At 43.9% G+C, this 9,706-nt stretch carries 6 protein-coding genes; 4 read left to right on the forward strand and 2 right to left on the reverse strand.

What is annotated here, in order from left to right:
• Window positions 1-1,074: 1,074 nt before the first annotated feature.
• The 4 genes from ppsA (at window position 1,075) to RLO19_RS17830 (ending at window position 7,518) form a co-directional block, all read left to right on the forward strand.
• Complete coding sequence (gene ppsA / locus RLO19_RS17815; RefSeq protein WP_446358523.1) at window positions 1,075-3,576, forward strand: phosphoenolpyruvate synthase; 2,502 nt, start codon at window positions 1,075-1,077, stop codon at window positions 3,574-3,576.
• Between the two features lie 192 nt (window positions 3,577-3,768).
• Window positions 3,769-5,814, forward strand: coding sequence for a sensor histidine kinase (locus RLO19_RS17820; protein ID WP_446358525.1), 2,046 nt, complete (start codon window positions 3,769-3,771; stop codon window positions 5,812-5,814).
• Between the two features lie 5 nt (window positions 5,815-5,819).
• Window positions 5,820-6,518, forward strand: a complete 699-nt coding sequence (locus tag RLO19_RS17825) for a hypothetical protein (protein WP_446358527.1) — start codon at window positions 5,820-5,822, stop codon at window positions 6,516-6,518.
• Window positions 6,502-7,518, forward strand: coding sequence for a ComEC/Rec2 family competence protein (locus tag RLO19_RS17830; protein WP_446358529.1), 1,017 nt, complete (start codon window positions 6,502-6,504; stop codon window positions 7,516-7,518). The genes RLO19_RS17825 and RLO19_RS17830 overlap by 17 nt, the downstream gene beginning before the upstream one ends.
• Before the next feature lie 79 nt (window positions 7,519-7,597).
• Here the strand turns inward: RLO19_RS17830 and RLO19_RS17835 are convergent, their stop codons facing one another.
• Window positions 7,598-7,936 (reverse strand): element excision factor XisI family protein, encoded by a 339-nt coding sequence (locus RLO19_RS17835; protein WP_446358530.1) that lies wholly within the window; start codon window positions 7,934-7,936, stop codon window positions 7,598-7,600.
• 334 nt (window positions 7,937-8,270) lie between these two features.
• Complete coding sequence (locus RLO19_RS17840; RefSeq protein WP_446358532.1) at window positions 8,271-9,383, reverse strand: tetratricopeptide repeat protein; 1,113 nt, start codon at window positions 9,381-9,383, stop codon at window positions 8,271-8,273.
• Window positions 9,384-9,706 lie beyond the last annotated feature (323 nt).

Raw genomic sequence — 9,706 nt, forward strand, 5'->3', positions numbered from 1 at the left:
AACTTTACCCCAGAAATGGGTGAAAACCGGAGGGGCAACCATACCCCTCCACCCCGAAAGGGGTATGCTTCTTAAACCGCTACCGCGTGTTCCTCCCTGGTCTAAAGACACAGGGTTTCCCACAACGAAGGATTTTTATGAGGATGAGTCCGATGGATAGGGGAAGGGGAATTATGGATGTTCAAAAAAAGATTCGTGTCGATCGCGCTCTAGAGGGACAGGTCATTCTCGTACTCTTACCGGGGGAAGGAAAGCGTCAACCCCCATGAAGTCCCCTTAACACCATTGTTTTAACTATTCAAAAGACTTTGGATAGGTTGGATGAAGAGAATCCGCTCTATTAAACGTATAAATTCCCTATCTTAATTATAATGAGTTTGTCTAAATAAACACAAAATGGATCTATAAATAGACAAGGTTTGACGCATCTAGCTGGGGATCATTGAAAAATGCAAGACATCTAAACTAATGATGTATAACAACCAGAGCTATCATTCGCGTTACCAACCCAAATAAACAATATTATTGTTGCTAATATCCATATAGATAGTGGCTTTATTTTTTTAGATTAGCTGTTACGGCTTGTCTATTTTTCGATAGTCTGCTATGGTAGAAGTGTTCTGAAAAAAAGGACTGTTTCCGACTTTTCTAGTCTCCTTTAGCTAAACAATTCTTCAAGGAGAACGCTGTAACTTTTCAACGCTACAAACTCGCCCAAGCGCGACAAGGCTGGGTTTGATATATCTATTCCCTAAGTCAAAATCTAAAAAATTGATGAAGATAAACATCAATTAAATCTATTCAGACTATAGGGATAAGAAATGATAGTCTAGCATGACGGCTTAAACTCTCAAGTTGAGTTGAGGGCTGGATTAGCGATGAACATGACTGTAACCAGACTTCTCACAAGATAAATGTGTAAATTACTACTAAATGTGTAAATCACTACGAATTTGATTGTGAAGTATGGTTCTATAAAAACAGCCGATCCTAAAGAAAAGATTACCTAAAGTAATTTTCTAGGCTGACTCTCGGTAAACTGAACCTGAAACCAAAAGTAGGAGGAAATACTGAATGGTTGCAGCTACTGAAACAACAACATCTCAATCGTCCAAAGAGCAAGCTCTTATTCTGTGGTTTGAAGAGGTAGGAATTTCAGACATTCCCTTGGTGGGTGGTAAAAACGCCTCCCTCGGCGAAATGATCCGACAACTGACGGCTAAGGGCGTCAGGGTTCCCACCGGATTCGCGACGACGGCTTATGCATACCGTTACTTCATTAAGGAAGCAGGTTTAGAAGAAAGGCTACGCGAACTGTTTTCTGACCTCGATGTCGAGGATATGAGTAACCTGCGAGTCAGGGGTAAGCAAGCGCGGTCTTTGATTCTCAACACACCGTTCCCGGAAGATCTGCGAACCGCGATCGCACAAGCTTACCTGAAGCTGTGTGAACGGTATGGAGTCAGCGCTGAGTTTTGCGAGCGGTTTGAGCCGGAATACCAAGAAGAATGCAAGGAGAAAACCCAAGCCGTTGACGTAGCTGTCCGTTCATCCGCTACGGCTGAAGACTTGCCCGATGCTAGCTTTGCGGGTCAGCAAGAAACCTACCTGAACGTCTACGGTGTCCTGGACGTCTTAGACGCCTGTCATCGCTGCTTTGCCTCCATCTTTACTGACCGAGCCATCTCCTATCGCACCCTCAAAGGGTTTGATCACTTTGATGTCGCCCTTTCAGTTGGTGTGCAGAAAATGGTGCGATCTGACTTAGCCTCGTCTGGTGTCATGTTCTCCATCGACACAGAAACGGGCTTCAAGAATGCCGCCCTAGTCACCGCCGCCTATGGTTTAGGTGAAAACGTTGTTCAAGGTGCTGTCAACCCCGACGAATACTTTGTATTCAAACCGACGCTCAAGCAAGGGTATCGCCCAATTCTCGAAAAACGCTTGGGTAGCAAAGAAATCAAGATGATCTATGACATCGGTGGTTCAAAACTGACCAAGAACGTACCCGTGTCAGAGCCTGAGCAAGTCAAATACGCCATCAACGACGAAGAAATTCTCCAACTGGCTCGCTGGGGTTGTATTATTGAAGACCACTACTCCGAAGTCCGGGGTGTCTATACCCCCATGGACATTGAGTGGGCAAAAGACGGTGAAACCGGTGAGTTGTACATCGTTCAAGCTCGCCCAGAAACCGTCCAATCCCAGAAGTCCAAGAGCGTCCTCAAGAGTTATCAGCTTAAAGGAACCTCCGATGTCGTGGTTACCGGTCGCGCCGTTGGTGAAATGATTGGTCAGGGCAAAGCTAAAGTGATTCTGGATGTCCACCGGATTGATGAGTTTGAACCCGGAGAAGTCTTAGTCACCAACAAGACTGACCCCGACTGGGAACCGATCATGAAGCGGGCATCAGCCATTGTCACCAACCAAGGTGGACGTACCTGCCACGCGGCAATTATCGCCCGTGAGATGGGAATCCCAGCGATTGTTGGTTGTGGTGATGCCACAGGTATCCTCAAGAGTGGACAAGAGGTCACCGTTTCCTGCTCCGAAGGGGAAGAAGGACGGGTTTATGAAGGTCTTGTACCCTTTGAAATCCAAGAAACCCAACTGGAAAACCTACCCACAACCCGCACCAAGATTTTGATGAACGTGGGGAACCCAGAAGAAGCCTTTGGTTTGGCGGCGATCCCCTGCGATGGTGTGGGATTAGCCCGCTTAGAGTTCATCATCGCCAATCATATTAAGGCGCACCCCTTGGCACTGCTGAACTTCGATAAGCTCGAAGATGCCACAGTCAAGCGGGAAATCTACAAGATGACCTACCTCTACGAACGCAAGGCGGACTTCTTCGTAGACAAGTTGGCGCGGGGTGTGGCAATGATTGCTGCGGCATTCTATCCCAACCCGGTGGTGTTACGGATGTCCGACTTCAAGAGTAACGAATATGCCAACCTCCTCGGCGGTCAGCAGTTTGAGCCGAAGGAAGAAAACCCGATGATTGGCTGGCGTGGTGCGTCTCGTTACTACGATGAAAACTATGCCGAAGCCTACGGCTTAGAGTGTCAAGCCATCAAGCGTGTCCGGGATGACATGGGCTTAACCAATGTGATCCCCATGGTTCCTTTCTGCCGTACCCCCGATGAAGGGCGCAAGGTGTTGGCAGAAATGGAGAAATACGGCTTGAAGCGTGGCGAAAATGGACTCCAAGTCTATGTGATGTGCGAGATTCCCAGCAACGTGATCTTGGCTGATCAGTTCAGTGAAGTGTTTGATGGGTTCTCCATTGGTTCCAATGACCTGACTCAGTTAACCTTAGGTCTTGACCGCGACTCCAGTTTGGTGGCTCACATCTTTGATGAGCGCAATGAAGGGGTTAAGGAAATGGTGCGGATGGTGATTGAGAAGGCGAAGAAGAATGGTCGTAAGATTGGTATCTGCGGTCAAGCGCCCAGTGACTATCCTGAGTTTGCCAAGTTCTTGGTTGAGTTGGGTATTGACTCGATGAGTTTGAACCCTGACTCGGTGATGAAGACACTGTTGATGGTGGCTGAAGTTGAAGCACAACAAGGCTAAGTCTTGAGTGTCTAGAGTCTGCGTCCCTGATGGGGCGTAGACTTGGGTAAGAGCGATCGCATTTCCGGTGGGAGGTGCGATCGCTCTTTATCGTAAGAGATAGAATCACTTGTTCGTGGCTCAACCTTATCAACGGAACTCAGGTATAATCTTAAACAGAGCGATTGGCTGTCAAGTCACAGCGATAAAATCATGCATTTTAAGTTTTCACCCAATATCCTGAATAGATTAGGTGAAGAACTGATTCCTAATCCAGACCAAGGAATTATCGAATTGGTAAAGAATTCTTATGATGCTGATGCGACCCAATGTACAGTAGAGCTTATCAATACTGACACAACAGGTGGTTCGATCCTGATTTCAGATAACGGCATTGGTATGGATCTCGCGGCTATTAGTGAGGGATGGTTTGTGCTAGGTCGGTCAAAAAAAGCCGCCCGCGAACCTACGTCTTTAGGACGTCTACCTGTTGGTGATAAGGGATTAGGTCGGTTAGCTGCGTTGAGACAAGGGTCGAAAGTACAATTAAAAACCCGACCTAAAAATGAACCTGAAGTTGAGTATTCTCTGACTATTAATTGGCAAGATTTTGAGCAAGCCTCTGTTGTGGAAGACATTTCCTTCAATGTCCAAAAAGATATGGCTAACTTGCCCCAAGGGACGCAAATTTTAATTGAAAATTTAAACATAAAGTTGGGTCGGCGAGAGGTTAAAAGATTAGCCAGAGAACTTTTATTTTTAGCAGATCCATTTGATAGTGATATTGCTTTCCGCCCTCGGCTGATTGCTCAAGAATTTATTGATCTTGAAAAACAAGTTAATGAATCTTATTTTGATGATGCTGAATATCATTTGAAGTCGTCAGTTAATAGAGATGGAATTGTAGAAGCTTCTGTATTAGACTGGAAGGGTGAATTGCTATTTCAAGCAAAACATAGTGATATTTCTCAAGAACCTTACAAAACAGCACCAGCAGAATTTGAATTATGGATATTTTTGCTAAACCCTCAAAGTTTCTCTACAAAAAAAGCTTCTTTCGGACAGGTTAGAAAATGGTTATCAGAAGTGGGTAATGTTCATTTATACCACAGGGGTTTGCGGGTGAAACCCTATGGTGATCAAGGAGATGATTGGCTGAATTTAAACTATGCACGAGCCAGAAACCCAGAGGTACGTCCCTCAACCAGCACCGTTATTGGTCGGATAATAGTCAATGATCCTAATGATCGGCTGACTCAAAAGACTGATAGGCTAGGTTTTATAGAAAATGAAACTTTTCTGGAGCTAAAGAGGTTTGCCATTGATGTATTGAACTGGATGGCTAAAGAGAGGCTTAAACAAACTGAAAATAAACGACAAACAGTCAAGCAAGAATCGGATCGTGATGTTATCGATGCGAAAATAAATATTGAGAATGTTATCGAAGAAGCAGTGCCAAAGCCATATCGCACCAAAGTCCGAAAGGTGATTCAACAGTACGAAGAGGTAAAAGAGCGTGAAACAAAAGCCTTACGGGAAGATCTTCAACTCTATCGAAGTCTGGCGACAGCCGGAACAACAGCAGCCGTTTTTGCTCATGAGTCTGGTAAACCAGTCACGTTAATCAATAACATAGCTAGAAGAATAGAAAGAAAAGGTCAAGAATTACTAGGGAATGTAAGATATAAAGAATCTTTATCACCACCTGTAGCAATGCTTTATAACGTTAGCAAGTCGTTGCTGAGTTTTTCTAATTTTCCGTTGCGCTTATTGAAACGTGAAAAACGTCGTACAGGTCGTGTAGATGTCTCTGGTACAATTGACGATATAATTGAATTGTTTGAGCCATTTTTAGAAAAAAGCAAAATAGAAATTATAAAAAACAATAGCGATACTAAGGCTTTTATTCTTGGAAGCACCGCTCTTTTAGAAGCAATTATTACTAATCTTTTAACTAATGCAATTAATGCTCTTATTGTAGAAGGCTCTCGTACAGAAGGACGCCAGCTCCTAATCTCTACTGAAATCATCGAAAGTTACGTACAGATCAAAATTTTAGATAATGGTCTTGGGATTAAAGATATAAAGTTAAATGAAATTTGGTTACCGGGTCAAACAACTAAACCAGAGGGTACAGGATTGGGACTAACTATAGTCAAAGATTCGGTTACTGACTTGGGAGGCAAGGTGCAGGCAATTGCTCAGGGAGAATTAGGTGGAGCAGAATTTATTATAGAACTACCACTTGTTGGAGGTTAGCTGTTATGGCAGTTATTCAATCTAATCAGAAAATAGCGATAGTTGATGATGAAGCAGAATTAGCAGAAGCAACTGGCTGGGAAGTAGAGGACGCTGGGTATGAACCCTTTTTAGTCGTCAAGGGACATTTTACAAACGTCAATGATTTAGCATCAGTTATTTTAGAAAATACTCAAGGTGCTATTTGTGATAATCGCTTGACTAATTCTGGACTGGCTAACTTTTCGGGTGCCGAATTAGTCGCTACGTTGTATGATCGGAAGTTTCCATCATTACTGATATCTCAGTTTGTGGAAATTGACACTTCTTTTTCCATTAGAAAATGGAGACAAAAAATTCCTGTATTGTTAAGTCGAGACAAAGCAAATGCGTCAAGTATCACCAAAGGAATTGAAGCTTGTCAACAAGAACTTGGTGGTCATCTGCCAATTACCAGAAAACCTTCTAGAACAATAGTAAGAATTGCAAAAGTTGACCAAGCATCTAATGAACCTGTGGTTGATGCCTTTGTTATTGGTTGGAATCCCCATAAAGCCGTCCGTTTTCCAGCTTCCCTGATTCCTGAGACTATTCGATCTGATGCCTTAATAAAAGGTGTCCGTCTATTTGCTCACGTTAATATTGGAGCTGATAACGCTGATGATTTATATTTCGATAAATTTGAGTTAGCACCTGAGCCAGATGACGATGATGGACTTACCTGAACTTATTATTGTAGATGTTGGTCACGGTAATTGTGCTGTTCTCCGAGATACAGAGGGTGTGGTTGTTATTGACTGTCCCTATGGCAATACATTAAGAGAAATTATTGAGTATAGAGCGATTCAAGACATTTATGATATTTTGATTTCTCATGCAGATGCAGACCATATTGCAGGTATTGTTAATCTGCTATTAGATAAGAATATCAGGATACACAATATTCACTTAAATCCTGATGCCATTAAAAAGAGTGAAATTTGGCAGGATCTACGAATTGCTTTAAAAGATGCCAGAAAACGTTTTGGAACGGTAGTTTCAACGGAATTAACCACAACTAAGACAGGACAGTTAAACATTGGTCAAGTAGATATACAAGTTCTGGCTCCCACACCTGAGTTAATACTCGGCGGTGCTGGGGGAAGAGATTTACAAGGGAGACGATTGACTTCCAACTCCATATCCGTTGTGATTGGCATAGTCCATAATTCTCACCGAGTCGCCATATTAGCGGCAGATATTGACAAAATAGGATTGGAAAATCTGCTACAGGACGAACCTGATATCAGCACGGATATACTTGTCTTCCCTCATCATGGCGGAAAACCGGGTGGCGCAGATGGCAAAGCATTTGCTCAAGAGTTATGTAATTTGACCAAACCTAAGTTGATAATCTTTTCAATTGATCGCAATCGTTTCAATAATCCTCGTGAAGAAATCATAGAAGGGATAAGTGTATCGGTTCCAGAGGCTCATATTTTGTGTACTCAACTATCCAAACAATGTGCTGAAAATCTGCCTAGTTCTGAACCTATCCATTTAAGTCGTCTTCCGGCTAAAGGATGGTTAAAAAACAGTTGTTGTGGAGGAACTGTCTCAGTCCATATAAATGGCAGAAGCACGACTTATACTAAAATTGATTTGCACCAAGCGTTTATTGATGATCAAGTGCCTACCCCAATATGTCGAAAATTCAAACCAAGCTCTCTGTCTGATTCTAGCTAGGGCTTGCTGCAAAAATTGGAAATCCTTAAAAAGAAAGGTTTATACGAAGATTATGAGAGCTTATGGGGGGAACTTCAGGTTACCCTGGGGCAAAATCTGTATATTTTCGTACATTAGGTGCATGATAAGCCAAGACAATCTCTTGCTTCGGCACTCCTTTTTTAACTAACTGATCAGCGATCGCGTCTTCCGTTCCATCATGTTGCACCCAAATTTTGCCATCAATAATATCAACATGGATGGCACAGCCGTAGATTCGAGTGTTGTTATTTTTCCAGCCTAAATTGACAAGCTGATAGTGATCGCCTTCTCGATCGAAAACGGTTTGACTTTTGATCGGATCATTGGCAGAACGCAACTTCGCCCTTGCCCTCAGCAAATCCTGAATTAGTTGACGATACCAATCTAATTTATCCAAGGCATCTTTGGCAGGCATTGCAAACCTTAGTCAGTTAGTAATGGCGTGGCACACCTTATTTGATGAATTACAATTATATCCAGAAACCGTAGGGGCGCATGGCGTGCGCCCGATTCAATGGTCACATCTATCCCACAATTTTAGCTGTGTCAGTCAGTAGAATTTGTTCGGCAAAGCCACAATTCACTATCTTAGCCCTCACTATCTTAGCCCTCACTGGTGCGTTACGCTGTCTTTGATGGGGCGTAGACTGAGGTAAGTGCGATCGCATGTTTTCTGTGAGGAAGTGCGATCGCTCTTTTATCACTAGGCTTGCTGCATAAACCGGAAACCTTTAGTCATTTTTCAGAAAAACCAGTCCACTGTATAGCTCAAAGGCAGAATCCCAGAGGCTTTCTTGACGGCGAAACAGGTCAATGTGAGCAGGTAAACGAGTCAGCATTTCTCGGTAATCGAGAGCAGTTTCGGCAAAGTTGGTGAAATCTGACCAAACTGGGGTTTGAGGAAGCTGGCGGTTGAGAAAATCCCGTAGGTTATTCCAGTTGATTCTATTGGTTGTATGACTTAGGGAAGATGTGGATTTTCCCTGGGTTGGGTGGCTCTTTTGCTGGAGGGATAGCTCAATTCCCTGTTGAAACTGATAATCGCGATCGCACAAACGCAGGATAGTTTTTCTTGTCGGTAAATGCAAGTCGCAAAACTGGACGTAGTCTTGGGTTTGAGTCTTACGCTGTAATTTACCACGAGCGTCGAGATCCACGACTTGTTCAAAAATAGGCAAGCGTCCCTCCACCAGTTGACTCACTTGGGACCATTGGAAGGGGAGAGAACCCAGTTGACCTTGATCATTTTCGCAGACAACTGTAGCTTCCTCCGAACTGACTTGGGAAAAATAATGGACGCTGAACACGTTAAGGGATTGAATCTGCGCCAGAATTGCCCAAAAACAGGGAACTGACCCCTGCTGGAGGGATGACGCATAAAATTTTAATTCGCCAATAGGTCCAACTCGATACAACCGCCAGCCGCGTGTAGGGAGTTGTAGGCGTGCTGTGTAGGGATCAATTTGCATAATCTTCGCCAAAGTTTGGGCGGCGGTGGGTTTGGCTTGGGGTTCAATGGGTTCGAGGATTAAGATGCCAAATTGGGTATTTTGGGGATCAGCCGTGGCTTGAGCTAAAGCTTGGCGGCGTTTTTCTTGTTCCCTGGCTTCTAAACGCCCAAGTCCCTGACGCGCTTGAGTCATAACTTTGGGATGCGTGGTATTTTTGAGTAAGTTGCGGTAGGCGGTTTCTGCGGCGTCTAGCTTACCTGTGGCTTCATGTAAGCGTCCAATATAGAGTCGCACCCAAGGGTTATTGGGTTCTTCCTTGGCTAACTGTTTGAGTAACCGAGCCGCTGTGCGGTAGTCTTTTTGTTTAAAGGCATCAGTAACTTGGTCAAGCATAATCGTCGAGAGCAGGGGGAGCTTGTCTTGACGTTTCGGTGGAACGTCTGGAAACAAGGGGAGCAAAACTTAATACTATCTAATCCTTTTTTACCGGCTATTTACCGTTCAAGCGATGGGTGAAGGCTCCCACGCTCTTTAGCTGGGAGATGAAACCGAGCGAACCGTCTAGGTAGCGAATATATTCGCCAGTCAAATAATTCGGATAACGTTCTACTATTGTGGTAATGTAAATACAAGTCGCGGGAGGGCATTCCGAGACTATAAACGGACGTGGAGAGGGTGTAAGACCTCATTTGGAGGCAACCTTCAGCGAAGCGTCA

Origin of the sequence: Coleofasciculus sp. G2-EDA-02 (genome assembly GCF_040226375.1) — a bacterium.
GTDB lineage: Bacteria > Cyanobacteriota > Cyanobacteriia > Cyanobacteriales > Coleofasciculaceae > Coleofasciculus.

What these genes read in the sequence shown, in the direction of transcription:
- ppsA (WP_446358523.1), top strand. Translation starts at nt 1,075, where the DNA reads ATGGTTGCAGCTACTGAAACAACAACATCTCAATCGTCCAAAGAGCAA.
- RLO19_RS17820 (WP_446358525.1), top strand. Translation starts at nt 3,769, where the DNA reads ATGCATTTTAAGTTTTCACCCAATATCCTGAATAGATTAGGTGAAGAA.
- RLO19_RS17825 (WP_446358527.1), top strand. Translation starts at nt 5,820, where the DNA reads ATGGCAGTTATTCAATCTAATCAGAAAATAGCGATAGTTGATGATGAA.
- RLO19_RS17830 (WP_446358529.1), top strand. Translation starts at nt 6,502, where the DNA reads ATGATGGACTTACCTGAACTTATTATTGTAGATGTTGGTCACGGTAAT.
- RLO19_RS17840 (WP_446358532.1), bottom strand. Translation starts at nt 9,383, where the DNA reads ATGCTTGACCAAGTTACTGATGCCTTTAAACAAAAAGACTACCGCACA.